This window comes from Mycobacterium aquaticum, assembly GCF_002086485.1.
GTDB classification, from domain to species: Bacteria; Actinomycetota; Actinomycetes; order Mycobacteriales; family Mycobacteriaceae; genus Mycobacterium; species Mycobacterium aquaticum.
Map to the genome: position 1 here is coordinate 88049 of NZ_MVHF01000028.1, position 15409 is coordinate 103457.

The 15409-nt window shown below is 66.4% G+C and carries 17 protein-coding genes and 2 pseudogenes; 11 read left to right on the forward strand and 8 right to left on the reverse strand.

The genetic code is table 11. The features are described 5' to 3' along the window. Positions 1–3: 3 nt before the first annotated feature. Complete coding sequence (locus BST13_RS24150; RefSeq protein ID WP_083166524.1) at positions 4–210, reverse strand: heavy-metal-associated domain-containing protein; 207 nt, start codon at positions 208–210, stop codon at positions 4–6. Between the two features lie 36 nt (positions 211–246). Here BST13_RS24150 and BST13_RS24155 point away from each other — a divergent pair, with 36 nt between their 5' ends. Beyond that, complete coding sequence (locus BST13_RS24155; protein WP_083166525.1) at positions 247–972, forward strand: response regulator transcription factor; 726 nt, start codon at positions 247–249, stop codon at positions 970–972. After that, positions 969–2093: a HAMP domain-containing sensor histidine kinase gene (locus tag BST13_RS24160; RefSeq protein WP_083166526.1), complete on the forward strand. Its 1125-nt coding sequence runs from the start codon at positions 969–971 to the stop codon at positions 2091–2093. Before BST13_RS24155 ends, BST13_RS24160 begins: the two co-directional genes overlap by 4 nt. Positions 2094–2096: 3 nt before the next feature. Here BST13_RS24160 and BST13_RS24165 read toward each other — a convergent pair whose 3' ends face one another. The 5 genes from BST13_RS24165 to BST13_RS24185 all read right to left on the reverse strand — a co-directional run bounded on the left by BST13_RS24165 (position 2097) and on the right by BST13_RS24185 (position 7094). After that, entirely contained in the window at positions 2097–2747 is a 651-nt protein-coding gene (locus BST13_RS24165; protein ID WP_083166527.1) for a DUF305 domain-containing protein, read from the reverse strand. An 80-nt stretch (positions 2748–2827) separates the two neighbouring features. Next, a complete protein-coding gene (locus BST13_RS24170) occupies positions 2828–3925 on the reverse strand; it encodes an adenylate/guanylate cyclase domain-containing protein (protein WP_083166528.1) in 1098 nt (365 codons plus the stop codon). Between the two features lie 14 nt (positions 3926–3939). Continuing rightward, positions 3940–5217, reverse strand: coding sequence for a GAF domain-containing protein (locus tag BST13_RS24175; protein WP_083166529.1), 1278 nt, complete (start codon positions 5215–5217; stop codon positions 3940–3942). A 45-nt stretch (positions 5218–5262) separates the two neighbouring features. After that, positions 5263–6042 carry an acetoin reductase gene (locus tag BST13_RS24180; RefSeq protein ID WP_083166530.1) on the reverse strand — a complete coding sequence of 260 codons (780 nt, stop codon included), beginning with the start codon at positions 6040–6042 and terminating at the stop codon, positions 5263–5265. Then, on the reverse strand, positions 6039–7094 hold the full coding sequence (locus BST13_RS24185; RefSeq protein WP_083166531.1) for a 2,3-butanediol dehydrogenase: 1056 nt from the start codon (positions 7092–7094) through the stop codon (positions 6039–6041). Before BST13_RS24185 ends, BST13_RS24180 begins: the two co-directional genes overlap by 4 nt. 152 nt (positions 7095–7246) lie before the next feature. Between BST13_RS24185 and BST13_RS24190 the strand changes: the two genes are divergently transcribed. The 3 genes from BST13_RS24190 (at position 7247) to BST13_RS24200 (ending at position 10658) form a co-directional block, all read left to right on the forward strand. After that, on the forward strand, positions 7247–9076 hold the full coding sequence (locus BST13_RS24190; protein WP_083166532.1) for a flavin-containing monooxygenase: 1830 nt from the start codon (positions 7247–7249) through the stop codon (positions 9074–9076). A 75-nt stretch (positions 9077–9151) separates the two neighbouring features. Further along, positions 9152–9670 (forward strand): DNA-deoxyinosine glycosylase, encoded by a 519-nt coding sequence (locus BST13_RS24195; protein ID WP_083166533.1) that lies wholly within the window; start codon positions 9152–9154, stop codon positions 9668–9670. A gap of 85 nt (positions 9671–9755) precedes the next feature. Continuing rightward, positions 9756–10658 carry a sensor domain-containing protein gene (locus BST13_RS24200; protein ID WP_083166534.1) on the forward strand — a complete coding sequence of 301 codons (903 nt, stop codon included), beginning with the start codon at positions 9756–9758 and terminating at the stop codon, positions 10656–10658. A gap of 11 nt (positions 10659–10669) precedes the next feature. Here BST13_RS24200 and BST13_RS24205 read toward each other — a convergent pair whose 3' ends face one another. Beyond that, positions 10670–10933, reverse strand: a complete 264-nt coding sequence (locus BST13_RS24205) for a ribosomal protein L7/L12 (RefSeq protein WP_083166535.1) — start codon at positions 10931–10933, stop codon at positions 10670–10672. 81 nt (positions 10934–11014) lie between these two features. Between BST13_RS24205 and BST13_RS24210 the strand changes: the two genes are divergently transcribed. The 3 genes and pseudogenes from BST13_RS24210 to BST13_RS24220 all read left to right on the forward strand — a co-directional run. Beyond that, complete coding sequence (locus tag BST13_RS24210; RefSeq protein WP_083166536.1) at positions 11015–11446, forward strand: esterase/lipase family protein; 432 nt, start codon at positions 11015–11017, stop codon at positions 11444–11446. Between the two features lie 106 nt (positions 11447–11552). Beyond that, positions 11553–11813, forward strand: coding sequence for an alpha/beta fold hydrolase (locus BST13_RS24215; protein WP_083166537.1), 261 nt, complete (start codon positions 11553–11555; stop codon positions 11811–11813). Between the two features lie 104 nt (positions 11814–11917). Then, positions 11918–12046, forward strand: a pseudogene (locus BST13_RS24220) (IS481 family transposase); the annotation flags it as partial. A 122-nt stretch (positions 12047–12168) separates the two neighbouring features. Here the strand turns inward: BST13_RS24220 and BST13_RS39080 are convergent. Beyond that, positions 12169–12393, reverse strand: a pseudogene (locus BST13_RS39080) (hypothetical protein); the annotation flags it as partial. Between the two features lie 777 nt (positions 12394–13170). On the opposite strand from BST13_RS39080, the gene BST13_RS24230 reads away from it, so the two are divergent. The 3 genes from BST13_RS24230 to BST13_RS24240 all read left to right on the forward strand — a co-directional run. Continuing rightward, on the forward strand, positions 13171–13383 hold the full coding sequence (locus BST13_RS24230; RefSeq protein WP_083166540.1) for a hypothetical protein: 213 nt from the start codon (positions 13171–13173) through the stop codon (positions 13381–13383). Positions 13384–13412: 29 nt separating this feature from the next. Further along, a complete protein-coding gene (locus tag BST13_RS24235) occupies positions 13413–14054 on the forward strand; it encodes a DUF4145 domain-containing protein (RefSeq protein ID WP_083166541.1) in 642 nt (213 codons plus the stop codon). 152 nt (positions 14055–14206) lie between these two features. Next, positions 14207–15409: HNH endonuclease signature motif containing protein (locus BST13_RS24240; protein WP_083166542.1), on the forward strand; the 1203-nt coding region annotated here is incomplete at its 3' end.

Consider the following 15409-nt stretch of genomic DNA (forward strand, 5'->3'; position numbering starts at 1 on the left):
GCGTCAGCTCGCCACCTGATAGCCCGCCTCGGCGACGGCGGCGTCGATGGCGCCCGCGTCGACATGTGCGTCGCTCTCGATCGTGACCCGGCCGGTCGCCAGGTCGACATCCACGCCGGTGACCCCGGGAATGCCGCCAACCTCTTCACGCACGGAGGAGGCGCAGTGTCCGCAGGTCATGCCGGTGACGGTGATGGTCTGAATGCTCATGACTCATACTATACCCCCCTAGGGTATGAAAGTGGGATGTTCGTGCACCATGAAGTGGTGGATCCAACACCGGCCGGCTACCGCGCCCTGGTCGTCGACGACGAGACCGCCCTGGCCGGCGTTGTCGCCAGCTACCTCGAGCGTGAGCAGTTCGAGGTCACCATCGCCCATAGTGGGCCCGACGCTCTTGCGCTCGCCCGTGAGGTCGACCCCGACGTCGTGGTTCTCGACCTGGGCCTGCCGGGGATCGACGGCATCGAGGTGTGCCGTCGGCTGCGCACCTTTTCCGACGCCTACGTGGTGATGCTGACCGCCCGCGACACCGAGCTCGACACCATCGTCGGGCTGTCCGTCGGCGCCGACGACTACCTGACCAAGCCGTTCAGCCCGCGCGAGCTGGTCGCCCGGATACGCGCGATGCTGCGCCGGCCACGCAACACCGCTGCGACCGCCGAGAACGATCGGGTGTTCGGACCACTGCGCATCGACGTCGCGGGACGCCAGGTGTCGATCGCCGACGAGCCGATCGTGCTGACCCGCACCGAGTTCGACGTGCTGGCCGCACTCTCGGCACACCCCGGCGTGGTCTTGAGCAGGCGCCAGTTGCTCGAAACCGTCTGGGAACCGGGCTATGTCGGTAGCGAACACCTCGTCGACGTCCATATCGGTCACCTACGGCGCAAACTCGGCGACGACCCGGCCGATCCGCGGTACGTGATGACGGTCCGCGGCGTCGGATATCGGATGGGCACCGGCCGATGAGCCGCCAGCGCTCCGGGCTCGGCGCCCGACTGCTGTTCGCGCAGGCCCTGGTGCTGGCTGCGGCAGCAGGCACCACCGGAGTGGTCGCCGCGGTCGTGGGGCCGCCGTTGTTCCGCGAACATCTGCACCGAGCCGGGGTTTCCGGTGATTCGGCCCAGCAGATGCACGCCGAGCAGGCGTACGTGTACGCGACCGTCATCTCGGTCGGCGTCGCGGTGTGCGTGGCGGCCCTGGCCGCCCTGGTGGTCACCTGGTACGTCAGCCGACGACTGCAGCGCTCGGTCACCGACGTCGCCACCGCAGCCTCCGCGATCGCCGACGGCCGCTACGACTCGCGGGTTCCGCCGGCGCATCTGGGCGACGAATTCGACGCCCTGGCACAGTCTTTCAACGAGATGGCGGGCCGGCTGCAGGCGGTCGACACCGGCCGCCGCCGGCTGTTCGGCGACCTCGCGCATGAGATCCGCACTCCCGTATCGGTTTTGGAGGCCTACATCGAAGCCGTCGAGGACGGTGTGCGCACGCTCGACGCCGAGACGGTGGCCGTGCTGCGGCAGCAGACCCGGCGGCTCGTACGGTTTTCCGACGACGCCGCCGCGCTCGCGCAAGCCGAGGAGGGCCAGGCCATCATCGAACCCGGCCCGGTGTCGGTGGCGGAACTGGTGGCGGCCGCGGTGGCCGCTGCCGCCGACCGGTTCGACACCAAGGGCGTCACCCTGCACACCGCCGTCGACCCAGGTCTGCCGCAACTGTGGGCGGATCCGGACCGACTCGGCCAGGTGCTCGGCAACCTGCTCGACAACGCCCTGCGGCACACCCCGCTGGGCGGCCGCGTCGAAATCGCCGCGACGACAACAGGTCCCACAAACCCGATGATGCTCCTCACGTCCGCGGTCACCCTCACAGTGACCGACACGGGCGATGGCATCGCCGCCGAGCACCTTGCGCATGTCTTCGAACGCTTCTACCGCGCCGACACGGCCCGCGACCGCGATCGCGGTGGCTCCGGCATCGGCCTGTCCATCGCCAAGGCCTTCGTCGAAGCCCACCACGGTCGCATCAGCGTCGCCAGCAGTTCCGGTGCCGGTACCACGTTCACCATCACCCTGCCCGCGAGATGACCGTCAGAGCGTGCCGAGGATGGCGCGCATCGTGTCGATCTCCTGCTGCTGCGTGGTCACGATGGCATGCGACATCTTGACCGCGTCCGGGTACTGACCGTCTTTGATTTCGTTCTGCGCCATGGTGATCGCCCCTTCGTGGTGGGCGATCATCTGGGTCAGGTACAGCTTGGCGGCCTCGACACCCTGGGCATTGCGCAGCGCGGTCATGTCGGCGTCGGACATCATGCCCTGCATGGCGGGCATTCCGGGCATCCCGGACATGCCGGGCATACCGCCGTGACCCATGTCGGTCGACGACATCGGCGGCATCGCAGGGTTGCCCCATGCGGTGAGCCAACCCTGCATCTGCTGGATCTCGGGCGCCTGCGCGGCCTTGATCTGAGTCGCCAGGTCGGTGACGCGCTTGTCGATGCCCTGCTTGGCGAGCAGCATGTCGCTCATCTCGACGGCCTGCTGGTGATGCGGAATCATGTGCTGGGCGAACATGACATCGGCAGCGTTGTGCGCCTCTGCGGCCGCCGAGGCGCTTGTCGTCGGGCTCGCGCTCGTCGTCGGACTGCTGCTCGCCGGAGCGCTCGAAGAATTGGTACAGCCTGCCGCGATCGCAACGGTGGCGAGCGCGGCGGCCCCTATCGCCATGGTTCGTTTCATGTCCACAACTCGAGCCTGCCCGGGATGGATATGGCCGGCCTAGTCGTTCTGTGAAGATTCGATAAAGCGCGTCCGCGCCGTCAAGCAGGCCGCGCGCGGAACAGTTTCACCTCACCCTTGATGCCCTTGAGGCGCCGCGCCCCGGCGAATGACCAGCTGAACCGCTCGCTCTCGCCGATCGCCTCGCGCGTCGATTCAGCCACCAGCACGCTGCCCGGCCGTGCCGCGCCGGTGACCCGGCTGGCCAGGTTCACCGGACTGCCGAACCAGTCACCGGCCCGGCTCACCGCCAGCCCGGTGGCCAGCCCCACCCGCAGCCGCGGGAAATCCTCGTCGGTCTCGGTGGCCGCCACCAGCGCCAGCGCCGCGTCGAGCAGGGCGGCCGCGTCGGGGCTCACCAACATGACCGCATCGCCGATGGTCTTGATCAGCCGCACCGGCCCCACCGCGACATCGCGTGCGGCGTCGGCGAGCCGGTTGGCCAACCGCTCCAGGTCCTCGGGAGGCACGACCTCGCCCAACCGCGTGAAACCCACCAGATCGGCGAAGGCCACGCTGACCAACCGGGCACCGGGCAGCGGCACCCCCTCGGCACGTTCGGAGGCGTTGACCGCCTCGGTCTCCAGCGCATGGCGCAGCTGGACGAACAGCATGTCCTGGATCATCGGCCCGATCAGCGGCGCCACCGCGGCCACCAACTGCTCGGAGGCCTGCGCGATCTGCAGCTCGGTCGCGCCAGGGGTCAGCACCGCCGCCAACGCCGCGTAGCGCATCACCTCGGCGGCCCGGCCCAGGCCCTCGGCAAGCACCCGGGTGATCAGCACGACCTGGTCGGGCTCCACGCCGAGCTCGATGAAACGCTGGGCAAGAGCCACGACATCGGCGTCGGCCCGCGGCAGCACCACGGCATCGGGGTCGTCGACCGACTGCAGGCCCATGGCCCGCTGCAGACGCTGCAGCAGCTCGAGATCGATACCGACCTGCTCGCTGATCTCCCGCGCGGACACGTACTGACCGTCGTCCCCGAGGATGCGGCGCGGAGCCAGCAGTGCCGGAGCGATCTCGTGGCGGATCTGCTCGACGGTGATCCCCCGACCCAGCAGCCACGGGATCAGCTCGGCACGTTCGGCGCGGGCGTCGCCTTCCAGACCATCGAGCAAATCGTCGTCTGACACCACGCCAAGGTAGCGCGTCAGGGGATGGCGCGGACCGCTCGCACCGCCGGGGCCGTCGACGCGGTCAGCAGCGTCGTCATGTCCTGTGGGTAACGGACGTCGACCAGCACCGAATCGGCGAATCGATAGGGCTTACCCGACAGCAGGCCGACGAACTGCTTACGCAACCGGGACATCTCGGCGCGCACCGTCACCACGCGGGAGCCGTCACCGTAGAGATCCGCGGCCAGCTCCTGCGCTGAGCGGCCCTCCGGACGCGTGGCCAGCACCAGCAGGATCTCGGCGTGCCTGCTGGAGATCCCGCGGCGCCAGCTACCGAACTGCCCCACCATCTCCAGCGAGGGTTCACTGTCGCGCAGATCGAGGGTCACCCGTGCCGGCGCCGGGGCCGGTTCGGCGTCGGCGGCCACCCGGACCAGCCAGCCGCCCGGCAGCGACTCGACGTCGCACATACCGAGCGGCGGTATCCACACCCGGCCGGGCAGTCCTTCCTCCGGCAACAGCACCCGGTTGTGCAGCGGCAGGGAATCCACCGCGGCCACCCAGCCGTCGGTGTCGACGGCCAGCGCCGGGCTGCGCATCCGGGCCAGGATCGGCGCCGACACCGTGCGCAACCGGTTGAGGGTGCGCTCATGCACCTCACGCAGTTGCGACTCGGCCAGCCGGGCGACCAGGTCGACCAGTGCCACCGTCGTGGGGTGCACGGTGGGCGCCGGGCCGGACACGTCGACGATCCCGATCACCTGGCCGGTACGCGGGTCGCGGATTGGCGCCCCGGCGCACGTCCACGGGTGGTGGCTGCGCAGGAAATGCTCGGCCGAGAAGATCTGCACCGCGGAATGCGACACGAGCGCCGTGCCAATTCCATTGGTGCCCACCGCATTTTCGCTCCAGCATGCGCCCTCGATGAAGCCGAGGCGGTCGGCGAGTGCCAGCACCCGAGGTGAGCCCGACCGCCACAGCACACGGCCGCGGGCGTCGGCGATCACCAGGATGTTGTCGCCCTCCTGGATCACCGATTCGAGACCACGCGTGACGTCACCGAGCACCCCGACCAGCCCGGACGACTGGCGCAGCAACTCCAAGCCGGTCTCGATGCGTGGCGGGTTGTGCTCCTCGGGATTGATTCCCTTGGCACGCAACCTGTTCCAGGAGTCCTCGATGATCGAGCGGGGCCGGGCCGGCGCCCGGTCCCCCGACATGGTGGCGTCGTATACCGCTGTCAGCAGCCGCGCGTAACGACGCGGGTCCTCACCGGGGGCGACCGCGGGCTCGGGTATCGACGATCCGGACATCGCCTGCAATTGTGCTCCCCGTCACATCAACGCGCTACGACGGCCCTACCGATAGACCAGTCCGCCGTCGATGAGGCCCGCCTGTCCGGTCATGTAATCGGCGTCCGGCCCGGCCAGATACGCCACGAACCCGGCGACGTCCTCCGGAGTTTCCGGCCGCCCCAGAGCGATGCCGCCCGCGTACTTCTGGAACGTCTCCCCCTCTGCCGCGCCGGTGAGCTCGGCGAACTTCTTGTCGATCTCGACCCACATGTCGGTGCCGACGATGCCGGGGCAGTATGCGTTCACCGTGATCCCGGCCGACGCGTACTCCTTGGCGGCCGCTTGCGTCAGTCCGCGAACCGCGAACTTGGAAGCGCTGTACACGCCGAGCATCGCGAAGCCGTCGTGACCGGCGATCGATGAGGCGTTGATGATCTTCCCCGGCCGGCCCAACTCGATGAACTTGGCCGCGGCGGCCTGGATGCCCCACAGCACACCGTCGACGTTGATGGACCACACCCGCGCGACCTCGGCGGGTGTGACGTCGGCGATGGGGCCGACCAGCGCGATGCCTGCGTTGTTGACCATCACATCGAATCCGCCGAGCGCCGTGGCGGCGTGTTCCACCGCCGCATACACCGCGTCGCGGTCACTCACGTCGGCGACGAATGTCGTTGCCTTGGTCCCGATTTCAGTCACCTCGTCAGCCACCGCGCTGACGCCGTCCGGCACCACGTCGACCAATGCGATGTCGGCGCCTTCGCGCGCGAGCCGCAGCGCGATGCCCCGCCCGATACCGCGTCCCGCTCCGGTGACCAGCGCCACCTTGCCCTGCAATGTCATGCTGATTCTCCACTCGGGTCGACGAGCACCTTCATTTTCTTACCGGCGTGCAGGGCCTCGAAGCCCTCATCGATGACGTCGTCGATCTCGATGGGCGTGACCCAGCCCTTCGTGTCGTACACCCCCTGCGCCATCAGATCGATGACGGCTTCGAAATCGGCCGAGGTGTAGCACAGCGATCCCTGGATGCGGGATTCGTTCATCACGAGGTTGAGCAGTGGTGTGGCCAGTGGCTTCTCGTAGATGGCGACGCTGATCGTCGGCTTGCGCGCACCCACGCACGCGGTGGCGGCCGCGATGGCCGGCGCCACGCCCGCGGCGTCGAAGGCCGCGTCAGCGCCCCGCCCATCGGTGTGATCGGCGATGAAGGCAGGCACGTCGGTGGTCGTCGGGTCCAGGGTCTTGGCGCCGAGCGCCTCGATGGCAGCCCGCCGGGTCGGCGACGGCTCGGCGACGAACACCGATTCCAGGCCCTTGCCCCGCAGCGCGAACCACAGCCCGATGCCGATCGGCCCGGCGCCGAAGACCACCGCGGTGTGCATCGGCCCCACCTCACCGAGGGTGGCGGCGTGGTAGGCCACCGACATCGGCTCCACGAGCGCACCCAACTCAAGCGACACGTTGTCGGGCAGGCGGTGCAGCATGTTGACGGGGACCACGGTGTACTCGGCCATCCCGCCGTCGGACATCAGGCCATGGAAGCCGATCTGCTGACAGATGTTGTAGTTCCCGGCCCGGCACGGGCTGCAGTGCCCGCACCGGTAGATCGGCTCGATCGCCACCCGGTCGCCCGGCGTGTAGTCGGTGACGCCGGGGCCGACCTCGGTGATGGTCCCGGAGAACTCATGCCCCATCGTCAGGGGCAGCTGCTGCCCGGTCAGCGGATGCGGTTCGGTCGGCACGAAGATGGGTCCCGCATAGTATTCATGCAGGTCAGTGCCGCAGATGCCGTTGAAGCCGACTTTGATCTTGACGGTCCCTTCGGTCGGTCGGGGCTCGGGCACATCGGCGATCTCGACCTTGTTCGGTCCGTAATACACGGCTGCTTTCATGGTGGACGTTTCTAGGCCAGCAGGCCCGTTCGCCGTAAGGGTTGCAAGAGGTTGCGTTCGCTCCTGTGTTCATTTGCGCCCGCAACCGTCGGGCAGGCTGCAACCCCGTGCAACCCTTGTCGCAGTCGTTGCCACCGTGTGGGCTGACTCACATGACACAGACCACCGCAGCACCGCTGGCCACACTGTCACCGCAGGAACGGGTTGACGCCTGGCTGGCCGACTTCGAGTCCGCACTGGCCGAACGGGACATCAACCGCGTCGTCGGGAAGTTCGCCACCGACAGCTTCTGGCGCGACCTCGTCGCGTTCACCTGGAACCTCAAGACGGTCGAAGGTCACGCCGGCATCTCCGGCATGCTGACCGAGCGCCTGCACGACACCGATCCGTCCGGGTTCCGGACTGCAGAACCCCCGACCGAGGACCTCGACGGCGAACACGTCATCACCTCGGCGTTCATCGAGTTCGAGACCGCCGTCGGCCGCGGGAAGGGTCATCTGCGGCTGCGCGACGACAAGGGCTGGACTCTGCTGACCACCCTGCAGGAACTCAAGGGCCACGAGGAGCGCAAGGGGGCGACCCGCGTCCTCGGAGCCGTGCACGGCTCCGACCCGGACCGGCGATCGTGGGCCGAGAAGCGCCTCGACGAGGAACTGACGCTGGGCTACACCGAGCAGCCCTACATCGTGGTGATCGGTGGTGGCCAGGGCGGCATCGCGCTGGGCGCCCGGCTGCGCCAGCTCGGCGTGCCCGCCATCGTCGTCGACCAGCACGAACGCCCGGGTGACCAGTGGCGCAAGCGCTACAAGTCGCTGTGCCTGCACGATCCGGTGTGGTACGACCACCTGCCGTACCTGCCGTTCCCGGCCAACTGGCCGGTGTTCGCGCCCAAGGACAAGATCGGCGACTGGCTCGAGTTCTACACACGCGTCATGGAGGTCCCGTACTGGAGCTCGACGACGTGCCTCTCGGCCTCCTACGACGAGGCCGAAAAGCGCTGGACGGTCGAGGTGAACCGCAACGGCGAGCCAGTGACGCTGCGACCGGTGCACCTGGTACTGGCGACGGGCATGTCGGGCAAGCCCAGTATCCCGACGCTGCCCGGCCAGGAAGTGTTCCGTGGCGATCAGCACCACTCCAGCCACCACCCCGGCCCCGACCAGTATGTCGGCAAGCGCGCCGTGGTGATCGGGTCCAACAACTCCGCGCACGACATCTGCAAGGCGCTCTACGAGAACGACGTCGACGTCACCATGGTGCAGCGCAGCTCGACGCACATCGTCAAGTCCGAGTCACTGATGGATCTGGGCCTGGGCGACCTCTACTCGGAGCGGGCCGTCGCGGCGGGCATGACGACGGAGAAGGCAGACCTGACCTTCGCGTCGCTGCCCTACCGCATCATGGCCGACTTCCAACGACCGATCTACGACGCAATCCGTCGGCGCGACAAGGACTTCTACGCACGCCTCGAAGCTGCCGGTTTCGAGTTGGACTTCGGTGACGACGACTCGGGGCTGTTCATGAAATACCTGCGTCGCGGCTCGGGCTATTACATCGACGTGGGCGCATCGGACCTGATCGCCGACGGCAGCGTCAAGCTGGCGCACGGCCAGGTCGACCGCCTGACCGAGGACTCGGTGATCCTGGCCGACGGCACCGAATTGCCCGCCGATGTCGTCGTCTACGCCACCGGCTTCGGCTCGATGAACGGCTGGGCCGCCGACCTCATCGGCCAGGACGTCGCCGACAAGGTCGGCAAGGTCTGGGGCCTGGGTTCGGACACGACCAAGGATCCCGGCCCGTGGGAGGGCGAGCAGCGCAACATGTGGAAGCCCACCCAGCAGGAGAACCTCTGGTTCCACGGCGGCAATCTGCACCAGTCGCGGCACTACTCGTTGTATCTGGCGTTGCAGCTCAAGGCCCGTTATGAAGGGCTCGAGACGCCGGTGTACGGACTGCAGGAGGTCCATCACCTGAGCTGAGACCACACGACATGGCGCCCCGAACGTGAATTCCCCACTCCGTTCGGGGCGCCCGCGTGTGGTTGAGTGCTTCGGGTGAGTGAGCTCCTGCACGGGCTGGCCCCCATCGTCGGCACCCGACCCCGCGTGCTCATCCTCGGAAACATGCCGAGCGTCATGTCCCTGGCCGCCGGCCAGTACTACGGCAATCCGCGAAATGCGTTCTGGCGGATCACCGCCGACGTGCTCGGATTCGACGCGGCCGCCCCCTATGACGAGCGGGTGCACGCGCTGGTGCAGCGCGGGATCGCCGTATGGGACGTCCTGCGATCCTGTCGCCGGGTCGGCAGCCTCGATTCCGCTGTGGAGCCAGACAGCATGGTGCCCAACGACTTCGGGACGTTCTTCGTCGCTCACCGCGAGATCGTTCGAGTGGTGTTCAACGGCGCGGCCGCCGAGACCAACTACCGCCGCCTCGTGGCCGTGGAGACTTCGCCACCCAGCGTGCGGCTCCCGTCCACGAGCCCCGCGCACACCATGGCCTATGCCGACAAGCTGGCCGCGTGGCGGCCCGCCCTCGAGTTGACGGATTACCGTCGGGCGGGCGCAGGTTGACCCATTACGCTTCAGCTACCGGGGGGCGATCCAGGCCGCGTTGTCCGCCGTCACCAGCTCCCCCAGGCTTGACGAAGGAACCACGATGACGTTTCCGCCAGCAGACCCCTGGCCGTCCGCCCAGAACTGGGGCTCGCCGCAGCCGGTGCCCGGCCAGCCGTGGGCGCCCGGTGGCGGTTACGCGGCTCCGCCGCCTCCGCCCGCCCCGCCGCGCCGCAGCCGCTCGCGCCTGATCATCATCGTTCTCGGGGTGGTGTTCGTGGTCGTGATGCTGATCGTCGCGTTGGTGTTGTGGTTGCTCGGCGGTTCCGACGAGGAACGGATCGTCAAAGAGTCCGCACTGGCCGGCGTGCTGCTGACCAAGCCCGAGGCCGGCACCATCCTGGGTACCGCACCGTTGGTCGCCGACACGGATTACGGTGGCGAAGTCGAAAGCTCCTGGGACACCAGCGAACCCGATCCGTGCAACTTCGTCCTCGGCGCCGAGCGCGAGCACGCCGGCAGCGGATCGACCGCGGTGCGCAGGCAGAACCTCAAGTCAACCGATTCCGATGCCGACAAAGGCAAGGATTTCAGCCTCACGCAGGCCGTCGTCGCGTTTCCCGATGCGGACTCCGCGCAGAAGTTCGTCTCCACCACCAAGGACAAATGGCAGCAGTGCGTCGGCAAGACGTTCCAGGTGACCATGACCGGCGACACTCCTCCCACGGTCGACAGCTGGCGCAATGGCGATGTCTCCGACAGCGACGGCGTGGTGTTGTGGTCGATCACCAAGCTCGGTTCCGACGCCGGCGGGTGGACCTGCCATGACGGGCTGAGCGCGCGGGACAACGTGGTGGTCGAGGTCGGCCTGTGCGACGACAAGTCCGATCCGCAGTTCGTCGGGGAGCTGGCGGCCAAGATCGGCGACAAGATCGACAAGGCCGCGCAGACCCAGCGGTCTTCACACCGTCACTTCCGCTGGTTCCACCACTCGAGGCGGCACTGAGGCCCGGCCGATCAGGCCAATCGATCGACGATGTCCTTGGCTTCCTTGAGGCCGAGACCCGTCTCGTCCCGGAGTAGCTTGATGGCCGCTATCTTGTTGCCCTGCAAGGCCAATTGACGCACCATCGGGCTGGCCACCAGCTCGCCGGGCCGGCCGGGCGTCGGCGCCGTGGGTCGGCCCGCGGCCGAAGCCGCGCGCTCCAGGAACGCGACCCGCCGTTCCAGGTCCTCGATGCGGCGCCGCAGATCGTCGTCGGAGCTTCCGAACAATGCCATTGGGCAAGTGTGGCATGGGATATGGGTGCGATCTTTGGCGTTTGGGCCACTGTCTGACCGCTCGGGCGTCACCCTGATGTGATGCCCGACTGCACGCACGTCGTTCTCATCCACGGCACGTGGGGCCGCGGCGACAGCTGGGCGCCGGCCCGAGCAGCCTTCGAAGGGCGCGGCTACACCGTGCACACCCCGACGCTGCGCCATCACGAACTGCCGTTGGAGGACGGCGCCGACAAGGTCGCGGCAGTGAGCATGCGCGACTACACCGACGACCTCGTATCCCTCGTCGACTCGCTGGACTCCCCGCCGCTTCTCGTGGGCCTGTCGCTTGGCGGCCTGCTCGCACAGCTCGTCGCTGCACGAGCCCGCCATGCAGGTGTCGTCGCCGCCTGCCCCCTCGCCGGCCGCAGGCATCTTCGCCCCGACCCCGTCTACGGTGCGAACCTTCGCCAGCGTCTTCGGCACGCACTTCATACAGCCGAAACCCTGGGCCAAACCGCTGTATCCGACTGATTGGCAACGGTTTCGGCGATGGATAGCCAATACGCAGACCGACGAGGACGCCCGCGGGTTCTTTGCCGACTTGGTCTGCGACTCAGGTCGAGCATATTGCGAAATCGTGTTCCCCTTCTTGGACCGCGGCAACGCGACAACAGTGGATTTCGCGGCAGTCACAACCCCCGTGCTCACCCTGCGGGCCGAACATGACCTGCTTGTGCCGCCACAAATCGCGCCCAAGACAGCGGCCCGCTATCGGTACGGCACATGCGTCGACATCGCCGGCTCTGATCACCTCGTCTTTTCCGGGGATGCGCTCGCGACCACCATGGGCCATATCGACGCCTGGATCGCGGGCAATCGCGGTCTCTTTGCTTCTTAGCCTGAGTTGACTACGGACCTTAGGTACGGATTGGCGTGGCACATTAAGACCTCCGAGTGAAGTGCGAGCTGTAGAGGACGCACCAACTCGTCTCGGAGGCCTTAATGTCCCACGGTAATGCCGTGTTGTCAGAAACCGGCCGTCTACACCTTGCTCGCTGCATCGTCGAAAACGGTTGGTCATTACGCAGGGCTGCCGAACGGTTTCAAGTCGCGGCCACTACCGCTGCGCGCTGCCATCCGGCTGCCCATGACGGTGACCATTGCGCCGGTCGTCAAAGGTGGCCATGGATTCAACCCTGACCGTGTACAGGTCAGATGGAAGTCATAGCCTCGTCGGTTTGACTGCGAGGTTATTAAAAGGGCGCTTTCTCCACCGGCGCATGATTGTGCATCAGTTTGACCCGACCGCCCTGGCCGAAGTCGATAAGCGACATTTGGCTTGAGCCCTCACCTGACACCTCTTCGACCTTGCCAGATCCGTACTTGTCGTGTACCACCCAGTCTCCGGGTTCCAGCACCAAAATCTCGCGCTGCACTTTTGGCTTGCCGACATCGCCGCTACTGCTAGTGCCGCCGGCGGATAGGGGAACAAGATGCGCCCACAATGCCGCTCCGTCTGTGTGCAGCGGTGACCGAGCCATCTCGCGCACAATCGTGAGAATCTCATCGAGGATCTCATCATTACTCCGACGCTTCGTAACAGGTAGTTCTACGTCAGCCGTCTTCGCGTACATGAACCGGCTTTCGTACTCCTGTCCCCATGAGTTGGCGAAACGCTTTTTTACCGCCCGCTCTTCAGCCCCGACGACCTTCGCTATTTCGACGACGATGCTCTCGACGCCTTCGCGGTTCAGCAGGCTCGCTTGGAACTGACCAAGGGGGCCGGTGACATCGTTCTTCCGCTCGAAGTCGACCAATGACGGGGCGACACGCACAGTTTCGTCGTCAACATCCTTCGACAGTGCGCCGGCTTCGTAGTTCAACCAGGGGGAGTTCTGATTCTGCTGCGTAACGACAATGATCCCGAACGACGTACCCGACAGCTCCGAGGCGATCTTGGCGAGACCACGCTCACCCGACCCGATGTTTTCCTCGGACATGAACGGTTGTACTGAATCGAACGTCTCTCTTACCAAGTCTTGCCACACAGCCGCGACATTTCGTGACAGCTGTCCAGACCAGCTGATGAATACCTTGAACTTGCCCACGGCCACAGAGGAAAGGTATCAGCCGAGCCCGACGTCAACGGCAATTGCCTAGGGCGAGCTCTGTCCACGTCGGTCCGCTTTCAAAAGCGCTTCGGAGCGAAGGCATAAAACCGACGCAATGTCGGATCCCTTGTTTACCGTGGGGATGTGAGCAACGGCGACGTGGAGAACATTGTCAAATGCATCAAGAAGCACCTGCGGAACAACTTTCCGAAGGGAGTCTGCGTGCCCAGCCCAGATGAGGCCAACGAGGACGGTGCGACCCGCTTCGTGCAGAAGCAGTTCAAGGAAGCTGGGTTGGACTGCCCTCGCGACACCGCTCGTGGCGTCGTACGGCGCGCGTGGGACCAGGTTCGGTAACGACTGTCCGGATGGGGTAAGTATTCATAGTGCCAAAGTTCGTGCAGCCCGCGATGAGCGAGTGGCAATTCACCTGTCCGTTCTGTGGCACGCTCGTCTCGCAGAATTGGCTCAAGCTCTACCTTCAGACCTATAAGGACGAGGGGCCCGAGGAGATCGAGCAAGCTCGTCGCTGCAAGTGCGGTGCCTGCGGCCATATTTCCTGGTGGATCGATGGCGAACTTGTCCACCCTCGCCGATCAGCGGCTCCGCCTGCACAAGAGGGAATGCCTGCAGATGTACTCGCTCTATACGACGAGGCAGCCTCGATTGCTGATTTGTCTCCCCGGAGTGCGTCGGCGCTGCTGCGTACTGCCCTTGAAGTCCTCACTACCAATCATTTGGGACAGCAGAACGTCAGTCTCAATGATGCCATCGGAAATCTGGTGAAGGACGGCAGACTCGACGAGTCGTTGCAACAGGCAATGGACTATCTGAGACTCACCGGCAATGGAGCTGTGCATCCACGAGAAGTCCAACTCGACGACCAGTCGCCGAGCGTTGAAGCCTTGTTCGAGCTACTGAATTTGGTCGTTGAGCGGTTGGTCTACCGACCGCAGCGGATCGCTCACCTGTATGCCCAACTGCCGGAGTCGAAACGTCAGGCGGTCGACCAACGGGACTCTAAATAGCTCGCTGGTTATCGTACTGGCTCACGGTCCCTATATTTACGCGGAGCCTTCAGGAGGGCTTCGCACAGCCATAAACAATCAGGCTGTCAGTGCGACGATGCCCTGAGACATCACACCGCGATTTGTCAGCAGACGATGGCATAATAGAACATGTGTTCGATACCCTCGCTGACGCTGACCTGATCGACGGGTTGAGCGATGCGGGGCGCGCGGAGGCCGCGGCCATCGCCCGACGCCTGGCCCTGATCGGCGAACTCGACGCCCGCCGCGAACGCGAACTGGCCGAAACCATCTTCTGGCGCACCGACCCCTTCGAAGAAGTCGCCGCCGAAGTATCCGCAGCCCTGGCCATCAGCCGCGCCCGCGCCGGCGGACAAATCCAGTACGCCCGCGCCTTGCGGGACAAACTGCCCCTGGTGGCGGCGGTGTTCGCCGCCGGGGCCATCGACTACCGGGTGGTCCGCACCATCATCACCCGCACCGCCACCGTCGACACGGGCGTGTTCCCCGAGTTGGATGCCGCCCTGGCCCGCCACGCCCCCAAGTGGATGCGCCTGTCCGACCAGAAACTGCAAGACCGCGTCGATCAATGGGTGGCCAAATACGACCCCAACGGCGTCCGAGTACCCCCCAGTGTCGAAGAGTCCCGCCACATCACCGTCGAGCCGACCACCCCCGGCCAAGCCGTGGTGTGGGGCACCGTCAGCGCCGCCGACGGCGCCTCCTTCGATCAACGCCTCGACGCCCTGGCCGCCACCGTCTGCGCCAACGACCCCCGCACCCACCAACAACGCCGCTCCGACGCCCTCGGGCCACTGTCGCGACTCGAAGCCCAATTGCCGTGCCGCTGCGGCACCCCGGACTGCCCCGCCGCCGCCACCCGCGCCGCCGCCGACGCCGCGGTGGTACATGTCCTGGCCGACCAAGCCACCGTCGACGGCACCTCCGATAAGCCGGGATACCTGCCCGGCTTCGGGATCCAACCCGCCCAGACGGTACGAGAACTCGCCGCCGCCGGGCGCACCACACCCGTCACCGTGCCCACCGAAACACCCGGGTACCGCCCGACGGCGGCGTTGCGCGACTTCATCCGATGGCGTGATCTGACCTGCCGCTGGCCCGGCTGCGACGCCCCCGCACTCGCCACCGACATCGACCACACCGTGCCCTACCCCTACGGGGCGACCCACCCATCCAACCTCAAGCTGTACTGCCGCCATCACCACTTGGTCAAAACGTTCTGCCCCGGCTGGTCTGATCGTCAATTGCCCGACGGCACCGTGCTTCTCACCGCCCCCACCGGGCACATCTACCGCACCGAACCCCACGGCGCGGCCCTGTTCCCCACCCTGGCC

Excerpts from the sequence above, each read along its gene's own strand:
- BST13_RS24150 (WP_083166524.1), bottom strand. The coding sequence starts at position 210 with ATGAGCATTCAGACCATCACCGTCACCGGCATGACCTGCGGACACTGC.
- BST13_RS24155 (WP_083166525.1), top strand. The coding sequence starts at position 247 with ATGTTCGTGCACCATGAAGTGGTGGATCCAACACCGGCCGGCTACCGC.
- BST13_RS24160 (WP_083166526.1), top strand. The coding sequence starts at position 969 with ATGAGCCGCCAGCGCTCCGGGCTCGGCGCCCGACTGCTGTTCGCGCAG.
- BST13_RS24165 (WP_083166527.1), bottom strand. The coding sequence starts at position 2,747 with ATGAAACGAACCATGGCGATAGGGGCCGCCGCGCTCGCCACCGTTGCG.
- BST13_RS24175 (WP_083166529.1), bottom strand. The coding sequence starts at position 5,217 with ATGTCCGGATCGTCGATACCCGAGCCCGCGGTCGCCCCCGGTGAGGAC.
- BST13_RS24180 (WP_083166530.1), bottom strand. The coding sequence starts at position 6,042 with ATGACATTGCAGGGCAAGGTGGCGCTGGTCACCGGAGCGGGACGCGGT.
- BST13_RS24185 (WP_083166531.1), bottom strand. The coding sequence starts at position 7,094 with ATGAAAGCAGCCGTGTATTACGGACCGAACAAGGTCGAGATCGCCGAT.
- BST13_RS24190 (WP_083166532.1), top strand. The coding sequence starts at position 7,247 with ATGACACAGACCACCGCAGCACCGCTGGCCACACTGTCACCGCAGGAA.
- BST13_RS24200 (WP_083166534.1), top strand. The coding sequence starts at position 9,756 with ATGACGTTTCCGCCAGCAGACCCCTGGCCGTCCGCCCAGAACTGGGGC.
- BST13_RS24205 (WP_083166535.1), bottom strand. The coding sequence starts at position 10,933 with ATGGCATTGTTCGGAAGCTCCGACGACGATCTGCGGCGCCGCATCGAG.
- BST13_RS24210 (WP_083166536.1), top strand. The coding sequence starts at position 11,015 with ATGCCCGACTGCACGCACGTCGTTCTCATCCACGGCACGTGGGGCCGC.